The sequence below is a fragment of the Rhodococcus ruitaii genome (assembly GCF_055230935.1).
Genome location: NZ_JBUYWC010000010.1, coordinates 170,652 through 186,554, shown reverse-complemented (window position 1 = coordinate 186,554; position 15,903 = coordinate 170,652). Strand labels below are relative to the sequence as shown.

General features: G+C 66.8%; 17 protein-coding genes. 6 read left to right on the top strand and 11 right to left on the bottom strand.

Annotated features, from left to right (window positions below; all coding sequences use genetic code 11):
- Positions 1–44: 44 nt before the first annotated feature.
- From ACZI8W_RS15015 to rimP, 3 genes are read right to left on the bottom strand one after another with little or no spacing between them, the layout of a single operon-like run.
- Positions 45–428, bottom strand: coding sequence for a YlxR family protein (locus ACZI8W_RS15015; protein ID WP_463369291.1), 384 nt, complete (start codon positions 426–428; stop codon positions 45–47).
- A gap of 44 nt (positions 429–472) precedes the next feature.
- Complete coding sequence (gene nusA / locus ACZI8W_RS15010; protein ID WP_463369290.1) at positions 473–1,501, bottom strand: transcription termination factor NusA; 1,029 nt, start codon at positions 1,499–1,501, stop codon at positions 473–475.
- The gene (gene rimP / locus ACZI8W_RS15005; protein ID WP_463369289.1) at positions 1,498–2,118 is read right to left on the bottom strand and encodes a ribosome maturation factor RimP; all 621 of its coding nucleotides are present in this window, start codon (positions 2,116–2,118) and stop codon (positions 1,498–1,500) included. Before rimP ends, nusA begins: the two co-directional genes overlap by 4 nt.
- A gap of 153 nt (positions 2,119–2,271) precedes the next feature.
- Between rimP and ACZI8W_RS15000 the strand changes: the two genes are divergently transcribed.
- Complete coding sequence (locus tag ACZI8W_RS15000; protein ID WP_463369288.1) at positions 2,272–2,763, top strand: hypothetical protein; 492 nt, start codon at positions 2,272–2,274, stop codon at positions 2,761–2,763.
- Positions 2,760–3,206, top strand: a complete 447-nt coding sequence (locus tag ACZI8W_RS14995; protein WP_463369287.1) for a ferritin-like domain-containing protein — start codon at positions 2,760–2,762, stop codon at positions 3,204–3,206. Before ACZI8W_RS15000 ends, ACZI8W_RS14995 begins: the two co-directional genes overlap by 4 nt.
- A 22-nt stretch (positions 3,207–3,228) precedes the next feature.
- Here ACZI8W_RS14995 and ACZI8W_RS14990 read toward each other — a convergent pair whose 3' ends face one another.
- Entirely contained in the window at positions 3,229–4,077 is an 849-nt protein-coding gene (locus ACZI8W_RS14990; protein WP_463369286.1) for an ABC transporter permease, read from the bottom strand.
- 31 nt (positions 4,078–4,108) lie between these two features.
- The gene (locus tag ACZI8W_RS14985) at positions 4,109–5,014 is read right to left on the bottom strand and encodes an ABC transporter ATP-binding protein (RefSeq protein WP_463369285.1); all 906 of its coding nucleotides are present in this window, start codon (positions 5,012–5,014) and stop codon (positions 4,109–4,111) included.
- A 111-nt stretch (positions 5,015–5,125) separates the two neighbouring features.
- Between ACZI8W_RS14985 and ACZI8W_RS14980 the strand changes: the two genes are divergently transcribed.
- The 3 genes from ACZI8W_RS14980 to ACZI8W_RS14970 all read left to right on the top strand — a co-directional run bounded on the left by ACZI8W_RS14980 (position 5,126) and on the right by ACZI8W_RS14970 (position 7,568).
- Positions 5,126–6,364, top strand: coding sequence for a sensor histidine kinase (locus ACZI8W_RS14980; protein WP_463369284.1), 1,239 nt, complete (start codon positions 5,126–5,128; stop codon positions 6,362–6,364).
- A gap of 4 nt (positions 6,365–6,368) precedes the next feature.
- A complete protein-coding gene (locus ACZI8W_RS14975) occupies positions 6,369–7,040 on the top strand; it encodes a response regulator (RefSeq protein WP_463369283.1) in 672 nt (223 codons plus the stop codon).
- A gap of 93 nt (positions 7,041–7,133) precedes the next feature.
- Positions 7,134–7,568 (top strand): VOC family protein, encoded by a 435-nt coding sequence (locus tag ACZI8W_RS14970; RefSeq protein ID WP_463369282.1) that lies wholly within the window; start codon positions 7,134–7,136, stop codon positions 7,566–7,568.
- Positions 7,569–7,656: 88 nt separating this feature from the next.
- Here the strand turns inward: ACZI8W_RS14970 and ACZI8W_RS14965 are convergent, their stop codons facing one another.
- Together ACZI8W_RS14965 and ACZI8W_RS14960 are read right to left on the bottom strand one after the other, a co-directional pair.
- On the bottom strand, positions 7,657–8,310 hold the full coding sequence (locus tag ACZI8W_RS14965; RefSeq protein WP_463369281.1) for an O-methyltransferase: 654 nt from the start codon (positions 8,308–8,310) through the stop codon (positions 7,657–7,659).
- A 48-nt stretch (positions 8,311–8,358) separates the two neighbouring features.
- A complete protein-coding gene (locus tag ACZI8W_RS14960) occupies positions 8,359–10,101 on the bottom strand; it encodes a proline--tRNA ligase (RefSeq protein ID WP_463369280.1) in 1,743 nt (580 codons plus the stop codon).
- A 54-nt stretch (positions 10,102–10,155) separates the two neighbouring features.
- On the opposite strand from ACZI8W_RS14960, the gene yaaA reads away from it, so the two are divergent.
- Entirely contained in the window at positions 10,156–10,902 is a 747-nt protein-coding gene (gene yaaA, locus ACZI8W_RS14955) for a peroxide stress protein YaaA (RefSeq protein ID WP_463369279.1), read from the top strand.
- A gap of 49 nt (positions 10,903–10,951) precedes the next feature.
- Here the strand turns inward: yaaA and ACZI8W_RS14950 are convergent, their stop codons facing one another.
- From ACZI8W_RS14950 to mqo, 4 genes are all read right to left on the bottom strand, one after another.
- Positions 10,952–11,347, bottom strand: a complete 396-nt coding sequence (locus ACZI8W_RS14950; protein WP_463369278.1) for a zinc ribbon domain-containing protein — start codon at positions 11,345–11,347, stop codon at positions 10,952–10,954.
- Positions 11,348–11,369: 22 nt separating this feature from the next.
- Positions 11,370–12,818 carry an MFS transporter gene (locus tag ACZI8W_RS14945; protein ID WP_463369361.1) on the bottom strand — a complete coding sequence of 483 codons (1,449 nt, stop codon included), beginning with the start codon at positions 12,816–12,818 and terminating at the stop codon, positions 11,370–11,372.
- Between the two features lie 22 nt (positions 12,819–12,840).
- The gene (cobA, locus tag ACZI8W_RS14940) at positions 12,841–14,073 is read right to left on the bottom strand and encodes a uroporphyrinogen-III C-methyltransferase (protein ID WP_463369277.1); all 1,233 of its coding nucleotides are present in this window, start codon (positions 14,071–14,073) and stop codon (positions 12,841–12,843) included.
- Positions 14,074–14,161: 88 nt separating this feature from the next.
- Positions 14,162–15,688: a malate dehydrogenase (quinone) gene (gene mqo / locus ACZI8W_RS14935; RefSeq protein WP_463369276.1), complete on the bottom strand. Its 1,527-nt coding sequence runs from the start codon at positions 15,686–15,688 to the stop codon at positions 14,162–14,164.
- Between the last annotated feature and the right edge of the window lie 215 nt (positions 15,689–15,903).

The window sequence follows — 15,903 nt, the reverse complement described above, 5'->3', positions numbered from 1 at the left end:
GGTTATCTCCGATGGACGTTCATCGCTGGTGCTTCACGGTGTGCTCATGAGTGTTCGTGCCTGTTCTTCTCAGAGTTCGATGTCACTGTTGGTGTCCCGTCGTCGGGGTCGTCGTGCAACCCCTCCGCCATGGACCCGACCAGCTGATCCAGCGCCGAGATGTCCGGACCGCCGGACACCTTCAGTGCTCTGCCGAATGCTCGACGCCGAACGGCCAGGTTCAGACACTCCGCGGTGGGATGCAGCCATGCACCTCGCCCAGGAAGCCTGCGCCCCGGATCGGGGACGACCACGAAACCTTCCGGTTCCGAGCCGCGCGCCACAATCCTCAGCAGTTCGGCAGCCAGCGTTCGCTGCCGACATCCGATGCACGTACGCACCGGATGGGTGCGCTCCGGGCAGACGGAGGGCAGGTCATGCTGAACCATCGACCACTGTACCGCTGTTTTGCCCGAAATCCCGCATCCCACCCTCACCCGCTTGTCGAGGACTCGCCCGCGTCCTCGACCTCGACGGGTGCGGCGTCGCTCCGGATGTCGATTCGCCATCCCGTCAGGCGTGCTGCGAGACGCGCGTTTTGCCCTTCTTTCCCGATCGCGAGCGACAGTTGGAAGTCGGGGACGACCACCCGTGCGGCCCGCGCATCCGGGTCCACGACCGTGACGGACACCACCTTCGACGGCGACAATGCGTTGCCGACGAACTTCGCGGGGTCCTCGTCGAAGTCGATGATGTCGATCTTCTCTTCGCCGAGTTCGCGCATCACATTGCGCACGCGCTGACCCATCGGCCCGATGCACGCGCCCTTCGCGTTGAGCCCGGGCACGACCGAGTACACAGCGATCTTCGAACGGTGGCCGGACTCCCGCGCGACCGCGACGATCTCGACGGACTCGTCGGCGATCTCGGGAACCTCGAGTGCGAACAGCTTGCGAACCAGGTTCGGGTGCGTGCGCGACAGCGTGATCTGCGGTCCGCGCTGCCCGCGCGAGACGCCGACGACGTAGCACTTGATGCGGTCGCCGTGTTCGTAGTTCTCCCCCGGGACCTGCTCGGCCGGCGGGATCAGCCCCTCGGTGGCACTGGCGTCGCCGCCGATCTTGACGACCACCATGCCGCGGGCGTTGGCGCGGGAGTCGCGCTGGACGACGCCGCTGACGATCTCACCCTCGTGGGTGGAGAACTCACCGAACCTCTGTTCGTGTTCGGCGTCGCGGATCCGCTGCATGATCACCTGGCGTGCGGTGGTCGCTGCGATGCGCCCGAAGTTCTCGGGGGTGTCGTCCCATTCGGCGATGACGTTGCCGTCCTCGTCGCGTTCCTCGGCGAGCACCTGGATCGCTCCGGTCTTCACATCGACCACCACGCGCGCACGTGGCTGATGTCCGTCGACGTGCCGGTAGGCGGTGAGCAACGCCGTCTCGAGCGTCTCGATGAGCTCGTCGAACGGTATGTTCTTCTCCGACTCCAGCATCCTCAGCGCCGCAATTTCGATATTCACTTGTCCATCCTCAGTTCGTTACTTCCGGTGCCGTCGTCCACCGTGTTCGTGTCGTCGTCTGCCGCGTCCTCACCCACCGCGTTCTCGTCGATCTCGCCGGCCTGCACGCGCCCGTCCGGCAGCCCACCGGCGAGTTCCAGCTCCCGCGCATTCGGCGGGGAGAACTCGATCTCGACCACTGCGTTGCGCACGTCGGACAACGGCAGGGATCGGACGAACGGCCCCTGCCTGTCGGACGCCACGACACGAAGGGTGCCGCCGACGAGCTCGCCGACCCGAGCGACGAACGTCTCGTCGGCGGTCTCGATCCGAGCCTTACGGCCCTGAGCGCGCCGCCAGTGCCGATCGAGGGTGAGCGGCCTGCCGATGCCCGGACTCGTCACTTCGAGGACGTACGGGGATTCCCCGAAGTCGGAGACGGAATCGAAGGCGTCGGACGCCAAGCGACTGAGGCGGGCCGCCTCGTCGAGTCCGAGTCCTGCATCGCTGTCGACCATCAGACGAACGGTGCTGTGCTTTCCGGCGGCGGTCACGACCACGTCCTCGAGGTCGTAGCCCTCGTTGTCGAGAAGGTCCGTGACGAGCTCGACGATCCTTTCCGGGGGTGGCACAGGCATGGTGAGCGGGCTCCTCGTTCAATTGTGATCGCAGCAAACACCGGCCGGGACGGGCGTTCCGGCAGATGTCCAGCCTAACGTGCAATCCGCCGCACCGTGACCAGGCCGGGGTCGTTGTCCGTCACACCCGACTGGCAGGATGGTCCGGTGCCGATGCCAGTGACGCGATCCGCGATGTCCCGACGAACCCTGCTGCGATGGTGCTCGGCTGCTGCAGGAGGAGTCTCGGTGGTGGCTGTAACCGGGTGCGGGATCACCGACGACAGCGAGCCCGAACCCGACCCGCTGCTCGCTCAGGCCGCACGGGCCCGCACCGATGCGTCGACCGCGACCACCCTCGTTGCGCTCGCCCCCGACCTCACCGAACCGCTGACCACGATCAACGTCGAACGCACAGCGCACGCCGACGCGCTCGAAGCCGAGATCGCTCGGGCGGCAGGCGCCACGACGAGTGACACTCCTCCGTCGTCGACCACGACCGTTGCGGCCGGCGACACACCGACCGTCGAGTTGCTGCGCGAACGCCTGATGCAGTCGCAGCGCGGTGCGGCTGACCTCGGCCGTACCCAGCAGGGATTCCGCGCAGGCCTGCTTGCCTCGATCAGCGCCGCATGCGCGGTCCAGACGGCGGTGTTGCTGCCGTGACGTCGCCCGAGCTCGGCCCCGAGCAGCAATCCCTCGTCGACGCCCTCTCAGCCGAGCACTCCGCTGTGTTCGGGTACGGGGTCGTGGCTGCATTCGCAGACCCGGCACGTACCGACGACGTCGCAGCCGACACCGCGGCGCACCGAGCGCGCCGCGACGCCACGATCGACGCGCTGATCGCCGTCGGTGTCGAGCCGCCGGTCGCGGCGCCCGGATACACGGTGCCGTTTCCCGTCGTCGATCCGGTGAGTGCGGCGCAGCTCGCAGTCCAGATCGAAAGCGACACCACGGTCGCGTGGCGGTCGGTGGTCGAGCGGGCTCGAAGCGAACCGACCCGCGCGAACGCGATCGAAGCACTCACCGACGCCGCGTTGCGTGGCGCGCAGTGGCGCATCCACCTCGGAACGGTTCCCCCGACGGTGCCGTTTCCCGGTCGATCCTGAGAACCCGGCCGACCACGCGCGGTCACACTTCCTGGCGGCGCATCCACCACACGGTTGCGGCGGTGAACACGAGGAGGTAGCCCGCGAGCACCCCCGCGGCGGTCGGGCCGCTCAGAATATCCACGACACCGGGTGTCGCGTCACCCCCGGCGCCACCGCGAAGAGCACCGGCCAACGACCCCGCCGCGGTGCCGGGCAGCCAATCGGTCACCAACGTCACCGGTTCGAGAACCGCACCGACGCCGCGCAGCAGATTCTCGACGACGAGGACCCATACCAGGCCGAGCCCGACCGACAGGGCCGGTCCACGCGCGACCGCGCCGATCAGCGCCCCGGCACTCGTCCACATCCCCAGAATCAATGCACCGGCGCCGAGCGCCCGCAGCAGTGCCCCCAGCTCCGGCAGTGCCGCGGATCGGGATTCGACACCTGCGATGAGCGCCGCGACCCCCAGATCGATCACGCACACGACGACTACGAGGACGAGCACCACGGCGCCGAGCATCGCCAAGGTCGCACCGATCACCGCTATCCGCGACGGCCCCTGAGTGAAGGCGGTCTTCCAGGTGCCCCAGGCGTATCCGCTACCGACGGTCAGGGCGCCGAGTATCAGCATGAGCGCGCCGCCGAACATCGCCATCCCCTGGGTGAAGACCGAGGGCACGGCACCCGGCAGCATCCGGTCCAGCAGCACCTCCGCGGGTGCGGTGCTCGACATACCGGTCGTTCCCCCGGTTCGGAAGGTGATGTAATTGAAGACATACAGGAAGACGAGGTTCAGCACGATCCACGACGCGAGCAGTACCCACATCGTCGACCATGTCCGCAGACGTTGCAGCTCTGCGCGCGTCCCGGCAATCACGGTGTTCATCACAGCTCCTTGTCGCTCATGAACTACTCGTTCACGATTGTTCGTGTGCGTCGGTGGTCATGCGGAAGAAGACATCTTCGAGCGACTGCTCACGCCGGGTCAGTTCGTGCAGTTCGATCCCGGCACCGACCAATGCCCGCACCAGTCCAGGTGTCCGCTCTTCGTCGATGTCGACGAGCAGCAGGTCCCCGTCGCAACTGAGCGCGGCGTCCGACACCAGCAGCGCAAGGACCCTGCGCGCCTCGTCGAGAGGCTCGGCTCGGACTGCAAGTCTGCTGTCGCCGCGCAGATCGGCGACAGTGGATTCAGCAACGAGGCGGCCGTGCGAAATGACTCCGACGCGATCGCACACCTCTTGGACCTCGGCGAGCATGTGACTCGACAACAGCACCGCGTGACCGTGGTCGGCGAGGTCGACGACGAGGTCGCGCATCTCGGCCATCCCCGCGGGGTCCAGGCCGTTGGTGGGTTCGTCGAGGATCAGCAGCTCCGGCTCACCGAGCAATGCGGCGCCAACGCCGAGTCGCTGTTTCATACCCAGCGAGTAGGTGCGATACGGGTCGTCTCCGCGGTCCAGCAGGCCGACACGGTGCAGTGCCGCCTCGACATGCATGTCCTGAAGGGCCCGGTATCGGGCCAGCACCCGGAGGTTGTCGCGGCCGGACAGATACGGGTAGAAGCCCGGGGATTCGATGAGCACACCCGCGCGCGACGCGACGGCCGGTGTTCCCGGAGGGTCTCCGAAGACCGTCGCGGATCCCGAGGTGGGCCGGACGAGCCCCGCCAACATGCGCAGCGTCGTCGTCTTGCCGGCACCGTTGGGACCGAGGAATCCGTAGACCTCACCGCCGTGTACGTGTAGATCGACCGAGTCCACAGCGGTCTGCGTGCCGTACCGCTTGGTCAATCTGTCTGTGGCCACGATTTCGTTCGACATGATTCGACAATGCGCTGCACAGGCATGTCGGCACATCGGCCTCGAGGCGTCGGTCGTACTACGCGCCGCGGACGATGACAGCACAGTTCGCACTGGTCTACCTTCGGGCTTGTGGTCACTACCGGCGGCACTGAGGGCAATTCCTCCTGGCTCGGCCGGATATTTCCACCGAGCGGCCCGGCAGTGCTGATCGATGTGGGATCGGCCGCGGCCATTGCGGTGATCCAGCTCATCGGCAGCCGCGCCGCGAACATCGCGCAGACACAGGCCGTCCCGCTCGACACCGTCGGGTACGTCCTGCTGCTGGTCGGGCCGATCGCCCTGTGCGTGCGGCGTCGGTATCCGATGACGGCGCTGCTCATCGTCTTGACCGCGACCGCGACCTATTTTTCGCGCGGCTACGGGTACGGTCCGGTGTTCCTGTCGCTGATCGTCGCGTTCCTCACCGCGAGCACCGTCGGATCACGATGGCGCACGTATCCGCTGCCTGCGATCGGCTATGCGTATTTCGTGTGGGGCGGACCGGCGTTCTTCCCCGCGGAGTCGCCGAGTGCGGTCCAGGCCGCTGGAATCGCGGCGTGGCTGCTGGTGCTCGTCGCACTGGCGGAGATCATTCGGCAACGCCGCACGGCCCGCCTGGCTCGGCAGGAACGGCTGGCGGCCGCCGAGCGGTCGGCCGCGGAGGAACGTCGACGACATGCGAGCGAGGAACGCCTCGAGATCGCGCGCGAACTGCACGACGTACTGGCACACAGTCTGTCGTTGATCCACGTGCAGTCGTCGGTCGCGCTCGAGTTGTTCGATGCACATCCCGAACGGGCGCGTCCCGCTCTGAGCACGATCAAAACCACCAGCCGCGAGGCGATCGACGAGGTGCACGCGCTTCTCGCCTCGTTGCGCAGCGGCGGCGAGGGATTGCAGACCACGCCGGCCCCGCGGATCGCCGATCTCGATGCTGTCGTCGACCGTGCACGTGCTGCCGGCGTGGACGTCGAGACCCAGGTACGGGGTACGCCGGTCCGCTTGCCGAATCTCATCGATGTTGCTGCGACGAGGATCGTGCAGGAGTCACTGACGAACGTGGCGCGCCACGCGGGCGGCGCACCCGCGACCGTGACCGTCACCTATACCGCGCAACGCCTCCTGCTCAGCGTCGACAACCGTATCGGCACCAAGTCTCCGCCGATGCGCGGGGAGCCCGGTCCATCCGAGGTCAGCGGCGGCGGCAACGGGATCGCCGGTATGCGTGAGCGGGCTTGCGCGCTCGGCGGTACGTTCTCGGCGGGGCCGCGGCCCGACGGCGGTTTCCGGGTTCGAGCCGAGTGGCCACTCCCCACGAGCACGAGGTGACCAGATGACGATCCGGGTTGTGGTGGCCGACGATCAGGCTCTCGTGCGGGCCGGGTTCGTGGCGCTGCTCGACGCGCAGGACGGCATCATCGTGGTCGGCGAGGCCGCCGACGGCGAGGCTGCGGTGGCGATGACCGCGGCACTCGTCCCGGACGTGGTGTTGATGGATATTCGCATGCCACATCTCGACGGACTCGCTGCCACGGCGCGAATCGCGGCCCATCCCGCGCTGGCTTCGGTGCGGGTGGTGGTGTTGACGACATTCGAACTCGACGAGTATGTGTTCGAAGCGATGCGAGTGGGCGCGACCGGTTTCCTCGTCAAACACACCGAACCGGCAGATCTGGTTCGTGCGGTACGGGTGGTGGCCGAGGGAGAGGCACTGCTCTCACCGTCGGTGACACGAAAGTTGGTGGCGGAGTTCGCCGCACACACGAAGCAGGCACCACCCGCGCCGGGGCTCGAGCGGCTCACCGATCGCGAGCGGGAAGTGATGGTTCTGGTTGCCGAGGGCCTGACGAACCGTGAGATCGGCGACCGACTGTTCCTGAGCCCCGCGACGGTGCGCACCCATGTGAGCCGGATTCTGCTCAAGCTCGGTGCGCGGGACAGGACCCAGTTGGTGGTGCTGGCCTACGAGTCCGGTCTGGTGCGGCCCGGCTGGCAGGAGAGCTGACCGTTCGACCGCCGTCATTCCTCCTGTTGGCAACATATCGGCGCACTAGACTGCGGGTGCGCGACCGTCCGTCCAGCGATATGGGAGCACACCATGAAATCAGTCGACCCGTACTTGAATTTCAACGGCAACACCGAAGAAGTATTCACCTTCTACCAGTCCATCTTCGGCGGGGAACTACAGCTGGCACGCTTCAGCGACATGGACACCGGCGACATGGAGCTGACCGAGGAACAGAAGAACGGCGTCGCACACGTCGCGCTCCCGTTGGGCGACAGCATGCTCATGGGATCCGACGTCCCCGAAGCGATGGGCAGCGTCTCTGCCGGAACGAATTTCGCGATCTCGATCGACGCCGAGAGCGCCGAAGAAGCCGACCGGGTGTTCGGCGGGCTGTCCGAAGGCGGTGAGGTATCCATGCCGCTGGGGAAGGTGGAATGGGCCGAGCGCTTCGGCATGTGCACCGACAAGTACGGCGTGCAGTGGATGATCGGCTTCACCGGGGACGTGGTGTTCGGCGCATCCTGATCATTCGGAGCGCAGTGGCGGATCGGGACCACGCGGATCAGACAAATCGGATCAGGACAATGCGGGGAGAGTCGGTCCGGCAGCGCTGTCAACCGACGACCAGCGCCATCGCGAAACCATCCCAGTTCTTCGCTCCCACCGTCTGCAATGCTGTCGCGTCCAGTCGAGGTTCGGATGCGAACAGAGCAAGGACATCCCGAGACGCGCGGACCCGTTCGTCGTCCTCGTCCGGGTCGGCGATCGCACCGCCGCGGACGATGTTGTCGACGATGATGACGCTGCCGGGGCGGGTGAGCCGTAGTGCGTGCTGCACGTAGTTGGAGTTGTTGTCCTTGTCTGCGTCGATGAACACGAGATCGAACGGGCCCTCGAGGTGCGGTAACGAGTCCAGAGCGGGGCCGACGCGGATGTCGACGACACCGCCGACACCGGCGCGGTCCAGGTTCGTGCGGGCGACCTCGGCGTGGCGGGGCTCGAATTCGAGTGTCACCACCCGCCCGCCGTCGCCGACGGCCCGTGCCAGCCAGATTGTGCTGTAACCGCCGAGCGTGCCGATTTCGAGGACAGCGCGTGCGCCCATTGCGCGTGCGAGCAGGTGCAGGAACTTGCCCTGCATGCGGGAGACGTCGATAGCAGGCAGACCGGCCTCGGTGTTCGCCGCGAGCGCGGACTCGGTCGCTCGGTCGTTGCCGATGAGGAGGTCGGAAAGGTACGTGTCGGTGCGTTCCCAATCAGGAGCCATGGAACACAGTGTCCCCTGCCACCACCTCATCCGCAGGCATCGGCGGATTCAGCGGCGGGTCGCTGCGAGAACCTCGCTCACTGCGTCACCGATCGGTACCTCCCGGGCCTCGCCGGTGAAGCGGTCGCGCAGTTCGACGTGTCCGTCGGCGAAGCCGCGGCCGACCACGACGACGAGCGGCATTCCGAGTAGTTCCGAATCCTTGAACTTCACACCCGGCGATGCTTTGCGGTCGTCGAAGAGCAAGTCGATGCCCGCTTCGGACAGTTCCTTCGCGAGCGCCTCGGCGCCGTCTCGCGCCTGCTCGTCCTTGTTGGCGATCACGAGGTGCACGTCGAACGGCGCGATCTCCGCGGGCCAGCGCAAGCCCTTGTCGTCGTGCTGCTGCTCGGCGACCACGGCAACGAGTCGCGAGACGCCGACACCGTACGAGCCCATGGTGGGGCGCACCGGCTTACCGTTCTCCCCGAGGACGTTCACCTCGAAAGCGTCGGTGTATTTGCGGCCGAGCTGGAACACGTGGCCGATCTCGATGCCGCGGGCCGAGACGAGTGGTCCGGCACCGTCGGGCGACGGGTCACCGTCGCGTACCTCTGCCGCCTCGATCGTGCCGTCGGGGGTGAAATCGCGGCCGACGACCAGCCCGAACACGTGCTTCCCGTGCTCGTCGGCGCCGGTGATCCAGGACGTGCCCTCCACGACCCGGGGATCGACGAGGTAACGCACCCCGTTCGCCAGCAATGCCTCGGGGCCGATGTAGCCCTTGACGAGGAACCGATGTGCGGCGAAGTCTGCGTCGTCGAGCAGCGCAACCTCACCGGGCTCGAGGGATGCCTCGAGTCGCTTGTCGTCGATCTCGCGGTCGCCGGGGATGCCGATACCGAGCAGTTCCCACTCACCGCCGGGCTGCCGGATCTTCACGAGGATGTTCTTGAGCGTCTCGGAGGCGTCGACTTCGCGGCCGAGGATCTGCGAGGCCGCAGAGACGAGCGTGTCGATCGTGGGGGTGTCGGGGGTGTCGTGGACAACCGCCGCCGGCTGCCCGTCGATCGGGACGGGCGCCGGCGCGAGAGTCTTCACTGCCTCGACATTGGCAGCGTAACCGGATTCGACGCACCGCACATAGGTGTCCTCACCGGCGGGCGAATCGGCGAGGAACTCCTCCGACGCGCTGCCCCCCATCGCGCCCGACGTCGCGGACACGACCACGTACTTCACGCCGAGCCGCGTGAAGATCCGCTCGTATGCGTCGCGGTGTGCGCGATACGACTCGGCTAGCCCCTCATCGGTGAGGTCGAAGCTGTAAGAATCCTTCATGGTGAACTCGCGACCACGCAGGATCCCGGCGCGGGGACGTTCCTCGTCGCGGTACTTGGTCTGGATCTGGTACAGGGAGACCGGGAAGTCCTTGTACGAGTTGTATTCGCCCTTGACGGTGAGCGCGAACAATTCTTCGTGGGTCGGGCCGAGCAGGTAGTCGCCACCCTTGCGGTCCTTCAGACGGAACAGGCTGTCGCCGTATTCGGTCCAGCGGTTCGTCGTCTCGTACGGGTCGCGCGGAAGCAGCGCGGGCAGGGAGATCTCCTGCGCGCCGATGCCGTTCATCTCCTCGCGGACGACCCGCTCCACCTCACGCAGCACCTTCAGGCCCAGTGGCAGCCACGAGTACACGCCCGGCGCGATGCGGCGCACGTAGCCTGCCCGGACGAGCAGCTTGTGGCTGGCGACCTCGGCGTCGGCCGGGTCGTCGCGGAGGGTGCGAAGGAACAGATGCGACATGCGGGTGATCACGATCGGTCAGCCTACCTCGCGCCCCGGTCCACCCGATCGGTACGGTTGTCGCTCGTGCTGGTGCTTCTTCCCCCCTCCGAGACGAAATCCGACGGCGGCGACGGCGCCCCCCTCGATCTCGGCGACTTGTCGATGCCGCAACTGACAGAGACACGCGAGCTGCTCGTGCAGTCCCTCGCCGATCTCGCCGCAGATCCGGAGGCATCCTCCCGCGCTCTCGGATTGAGTGCCAGCCAGTCCGACGAGCTCGAACGCAACGCGAAGCTGTGGGTGTCCCCGACCCGACCGGCACTTTCACGCTACACAGGAGTGCTGTTCGACGCGCTCGACGCCGCTTCCTTCACCAAGACACAACGCGACAAGGCCTACCGTCGACTGGGTATCGGGTCGGCACTGTTCGGCGCGGTGCGCGCGTCCGACCCGATCCCGGCCTACCGGCTGTCCGGTGGATCGAAGTTGCCCGGTTTCGGGACACTCGCGGCGCTGTGGCGTCCGGAATTGTCCGACGCGATCGTGGCGGAGGCCGACGGCGATCTCGTCGTCGACCTGCGGTCGGGCGTCTATCAGCAACTCGGCCCGGTCCCCGGCGCGGTGACCGCCACGGTACTCACCGAGCAGTCCGACGGCACCCGCAAGGTGGTCAGCCACTTCAACAAGCACCACAAAGGGCTGCTTGCGCGAGCACTGGTGCTCACCCGCGCCGAGCCGACCGACGTCAAGGGCGTGGCCCGGGTCGCGTCGAAGGCGGGTTTGCGGGTCGAGGTGGCGTCGCCGACCGAGCTGATCGTCCTGACCGACTGACCGTTGCCTTCTGGTGAGCAAACGTGAACACACTCGGTGTGCTCGATCATCAGGCAGCCTCACCTTCCGGTGAAACAGTCCCGGCCTCACCCAGCAACTGCCGGTGCCGGGTTGACGCTTCCTCGCCTGCTGCCGTCCCCGCTGCCGCGGATCGGGTCTTGCGCGTGGCTCCACGTCCGTCCCCACCCGGATCGGTGGCGGCCGGGCTACTCCCGGTACCGGTCCCCGTTCCACCCGTGCGGGAGGTGTCGCCGAGGCAGGCGAGGTTGATCGCGGCATTACGATCACGATCGATCATCACACCGCAGTGCTCACACACAAACATCCGGTCCGCCAGCGTCAGGTGTGGTTGTCGCCTGCCACACCCCGAACACGTCTTACTCGAAGGAAACCAGCGGTCGGCCTCCACCAACACCGACCCGTACCAGCGAGTCTTGTCCAGCATGCGGGTCTGCCACCCGTGCGATTCAGGTTGTCTGGGACACCTTCTCCGCTTCCTGGGCCTGCGCGACCTGTTCGGGTGTGAACCGGATGAACAGTGCCGAGATACCCGCGATCACCGCGCACACTGCGCAGCCGAAGAGCGCGAACAGGTAGCCCTCCCCCTGGGCGGTGATCTGCGCGTCCGTCATCGTTGCCACCGGGCCGGACGTACCACCGAGTGACAACGTCCGCGACGTCGCCAGCGAACCGATGATGCCGAGGCCCACCGGGCCACCGAGGGTCTGAGCGACCTGGGCGACCGCCGACAAAGGCCCGATCTCGTGGGTGCCCACGCCGGCGATGGCACACAGCGGGAGCGGGACGGAGGCGAGTCCGACGCCGAACCCGACGATGAGCACCAGGATGAACAGGGTCGGGAAATACGCAACGTCATGATCCATTCCCGACCCGTACACCAGGCTCACGGTCATGATGACCGTGCCGGTGACGATCAGCCAGCGCGGCTGGATCCGGGCCACCAGTCTCGACGCCACCGCAGCCGCGCCACCGAGACCGAACGCGAACGGAACGAATGCGAGGCCCGCCTGCAGCGGGGTGTAGCCGAGAATGTCCTGCACGAACAAGGCGACGAACGCGGCGAGGCTGAACATCACGGCGCCCGCGAAGAAAATCGACACGAACACTGCGACGCGGTCCTTGTTCCGGAACAGCACGAACGGGAGCAGCGGATTCTCGGCGCGCCGCTCGACCAACAGGAACGCTCCGAGCAGTACCGCACCGGCGATGAACGCCCCTACCACCACGGGGCTCGTCCAGCCCAATCCGGGACCCTCGGTCAATGCGAACACCAACCCCGTACATCCCAAGGTCGCGAGGATCGCGCCGGGCACATCGAGTGTGAGCCGCTCTCCCGCGGTCTCTCGCAGCGAGATCACCGCGAGCACCACGATGAGCACACCGATGGGCACATTGATCAGGAAGATCCATCGCCATGACACCTGGGTCAGCGCCCCGCCGAGAATCAGGCCCGCGATGGATCCGACGCCCGTCATCGCCGCGAACACCGCGATCGCCCGGTTGCGCGCAGGACCCGCCGCGAAGGTGGTCGCGACCAGGGCTAGGGCTGTCGGTGACGCGATGGCGGCGCCTACGCCCTGCAAAGCTCGCGCGCCGATGAGCATCACGTCGTTGCTCGCGATTCCGCACAACAGGGACGCGAAGGTGAAGACCCCGACCCCGGCGATGAACATCTTCTTACGGCCGTAGCTGTCGCCGAGGCGCCCGCCGAGAAGCATCAGGCCACCGAACGCCAGCGCGTACGAGGTGAGGACCCAATTGCGTCCGGCATCGGAGAGTCCGAGTTCGGCCTGCAAGGGTGCGAGCGCGAGATTCGCGACGGTGCCGTCGAGCACGACCATGAGCTGGAGCCCACTCAGGACAAGTGTCGCGACCGCGACGGCGCGCGCGGTCATCAGTTTCGAAGTATCGGTCACGTCACGGACCTTCCGTCGTGAATCCGGCAACCGCGCCTATCACGATGATCGCGGGTGGGCGGATGTCTTCCTCGCGGACACGCGCAGCCACGGTCGCGAGGTCGGCTCGGAGCACTCGCTGGCTTCGCAGCGTCCCTTCCTGCACGACCGAGACGGGGGTGTCGGCAGACCGTCCACCCGCGATCAGCGCACCGGCGAACTGTTCGATGCGCGCCACGGCCATCAGCAGTACGAGGGTGCCCCGCAGTTTCGCGAGTGCTTCCCAGTCGGTCAGCGAATCCGGATGGCCGGGTGCGACGTGGCCGCTGACCACCACGAATTCGTGGGTCACCCCGCGGTGAGTAACGGGGATTCCGGCCGCGGACGGCACCGAGATCGCACTGGTGATGCCCGGCACGACCGTCACCGGCACACCCGCTTCGGCGCACGCCTCGAGTTCTTCGAAGCCCCGTCCGAACACGTACGGATCGCCGCCCTTGAGTCGGACGACGAACTTCCCCGCCGTGGCACGACCGACGAGGATCTCGTTGATGGCCTGCTGCGCCATCGCCCTGCCGTAGGGGAGTTTCGCAGCGTCGATCACCTCGACGTGCGGACCGAGTTCAGCAAGCAGCGACTGCGGCGCCAGATGGTCGGCGACGACGACGTCGGCTTGTGCAAGCAGCCGACGGCCGCGGACGGTGATCAGGTCGGGGTCGCCCGGACCGCCGCCGACCAGCGCGACACCGACCGGCCTGCTGCCGGTGTCGGAGATCACCGAGGTGCCCGAGCCGGCGAGCGCATCGAGGATCGAGGTGCGGACCGAGGCCGAACGCCGGTGGTCTCCGCCTGCCAGCACGCCGACGGTCAGGCCGTCGTGCCGGGCTGTCGCAGGGGTGACCGCGCTTCCCTCTCGGGCGTTGTCGGCACGCACACAGAACACCCGGCGTCGTTCGGCCTCCGCGACGATCGCGGCATTGGTGGCGGGTTCGTCGGTGCACGCCATCGTGTACCACGCGCTGTCGAGATCACCCTCGACGTAGTCACGGAGTTCGAGGGTGATCCGCCCCTTCGCCGCCATGCTTTCGATCACCGGCGTCGCGACCCGCGCGACCACGTGGATGTCCGCACCCGACGACGCGAGCAGTCCGAGCCTGCGCTGGGCAACGGAACCACCTCCCACCACGACGACACGGCGCCCGGACAGATTCAGGCCGACGAGGTAGTTCGTCTCGTCGGCATTCTCGGTTGGCACTCGGTGGTCCCCACTTTCCGATCAGATGGAACTCAGGCCGGTCCGCTCCCACTGGGTGCAGACCGGCCTGGGACGATACGTGCGAGTGTCAGACAGCAGCAGCCTCGACCGGCGCAGTCGGCACCGGATGGGACGCGACGTCGAGCTCGAGAGCCTTGGTGCTCCAGTCCCACATCCGTTCGAACAGCGCGGGGTTGTCGGACAGCTTGACGCCCAGCGAGGGAACCATCTCCTCGAGCTTCGGCTGCCACCCCGCCCACTGCTGCGGGAAGCACCGCTCGAGCACATCGAGCATGGCGGGGACAGCGGTGGATGCTCCCGGCGACGCACCGAGGAGGCCCGCGATCGTTCCGTCGGCGGCGTTGACCACTGCGGTACCGAACTCGAGGACACCGCCGGCACCCTTACGACGGATGACCTGCACTCGCTGACCGGCGACGATGAGCTCCCAGTCCTCGAGCCGAGCTTCGGGGGCGAACTCCGACAGCGTCACGATGCGGTCGGCGGGCGACTGACTGAGCTCGCTGACCAGGTACTTGACGAGGCCGAGTTCCGTCACGCCCACGCCGAGCATCGACATCAGGTTGTTCGGCTTGACCGACTTCGGCAGGTCCATCACACCGCCCTGCTTGAGGAACTTCGGCGACCAGCCGGCGTATGGACCGAAGAGCAGCCCCTGCTCGCCGCCGATGACGCGGGTGTCGAGGTGCGGCACCGACATGGGGGGTGCACCGACAGCGGCCTTGCCATAGACCTTCGCGCTGTGGCGAGCGATGACGTCGGGGTTGGTGCAACGCAGGAACGCCCCCGAGACGGGAAAACCACCGAAGCCCTTGGCTTCCTTGATGCCGGACTTCTGCAGCAGATGCAGGGCGCCGCCCCCCGCTCCGACGAACACGAACTTCGCGTGAACTTTTCGAGCCTCGCCGGTGCGGCGATTGCGAACCTTGACGATCCAGCTGCCGTCGGACTGCTTGGTCAGGTTGGTGACCTCGTGACCGAAGAAGACGGTGCCGCCGGACGCCGCGAGGTTGTTGACGAGCTGTTTGGTGAGGGCACCGAAGTCGACGTCGGTGCCGGTCTCGGTCCAGTTCAGCGCGACCGGGTCGGAGAAGTCGCGCCCGGTGGCCATGAGCGGCAGACGCTCGGAGAACCACTCGGGGCTCTCGGAGTACTCCATGTCGGCAAAGAGCGGATGGCCGGCGAGGGCGTCATAGCGGGCACGCAGGTACTTCACGTTGTCGGCGCCGTGCACGAAACTGACGTGCGGAATCGGATTGATGAAGTTCTTCGGGTCCGACAGGATTCCCTTGTCGATCGCGTACGACCAGAACTGGCGCGACACCTGGAACTGCTCGTTGACGTTGATCGCTTTGGTGATGTCGACCGATCCGTCGGGCTTCGCGGGGGTGTAGTTGAGCTCACACAGGGCGGAGTGCCCGGTGCCCGCGTTGTTCCACGGGTCGCTGCTCTCCGCGGCGGCGGCGTCGAGCCGCTCGAACGCCGTGATGGACCACTCGGGCTGCAGCTGGCGCAGCAGCGCTCCGAGGGTCGCACTCATGATGCCCGCACCTACGAGCACTACATCGGTCTTCGCCACTACGTTCTCTGACACTGGGAAATCGACTTCCTTGTCTGTTCGCACGCGCCGCCCCGGTGGTGTTCCGTCCGCGTGAGTATCCCGTACACGGACATGGACGCTCTCGTACACCGAGATCACCACGATCGTGCCGACTGCGACGAACAGGTTACCCGGATGTTGACCGGCGTTTCATTTCACCCAATTGTGGACCCATTTCCGCCGACCGCGGTCACCCATACAGTGTGATA

Bases quoted from the DNA above. Each gene is read 5' to 3' on its own strand.
- ACZI8W_RS15015 (WP_463369291.1), bottom strand. From the start codon at position 428: ATGGTTCAGCATGACCTGCCCTCCGTCTGCCCGGAGCGCACCCATCCG.
- rimP (WP_463369289.1), bottom strand. From the start codon at position 2,118: ATGCCTGTGCCACCCCCGGAAAGGATCGTCGAGCTCGTCACGGACCTT.
- ACZI8W_RS15000 (WP_463369288.1), top strand. From the start codon at position 2,272: ATGCCAGTGACGCGATCCGCGATGTCCCGACGAACCCTGCTGCGATGG.
- ACZI8W_RS14990 (WP_463369286.1), bottom strand. From the start codon at position 4,077: ATGAACACCGTGATTGCCGGGACGCGCGCAGAGCTGCAACGTCTGCGG.
- ACZI8W_RS14985 (WP_463369285.1), bottom strand. From the start codon at position 5,014: ATGTCGAACGAAATCGTGGCCACAGACAGATTGACCAAGCGGTACGGC.
- ACZI8W_RS14975 (WP_463369283.1), top strand. From the start codon at position 6,369: ATGACGATCCGGGTTGTGGTGGCCGACGATCAGGCTCTCGTGCGGGCC.
- ACZI8W_RS14970 (WP_463369282.1), top strand. From the start codon at position 7,134: ATGAAATCAGTCGACCCGTACTTGAATTTCAACGGCAACACCGAAGAA.
- ACZI8W_RS14965 (WP_463369281.1), bottom strand. From the start codon at position 8,310: ATGGCTCCTGATTGGGAACGCACCGACACGTACCTTTCCGACCTCCTC.
- ACZI8W_RS14950 (WP_463369278.1), bottom strand. From the start codon at position 11,347: ATGCTGGACAAGACTCGCTGGTACGGGTCGGTGTTGGTGGAGGCCGAC.
- ACZI8W_RS14945 (WP_463369361.1), bottom strand. From the start codon at position 12,818: ATGACCGCGCGCGCCGTCGCGGTCGCGACACTTGTCCTGAGTGGGCTC.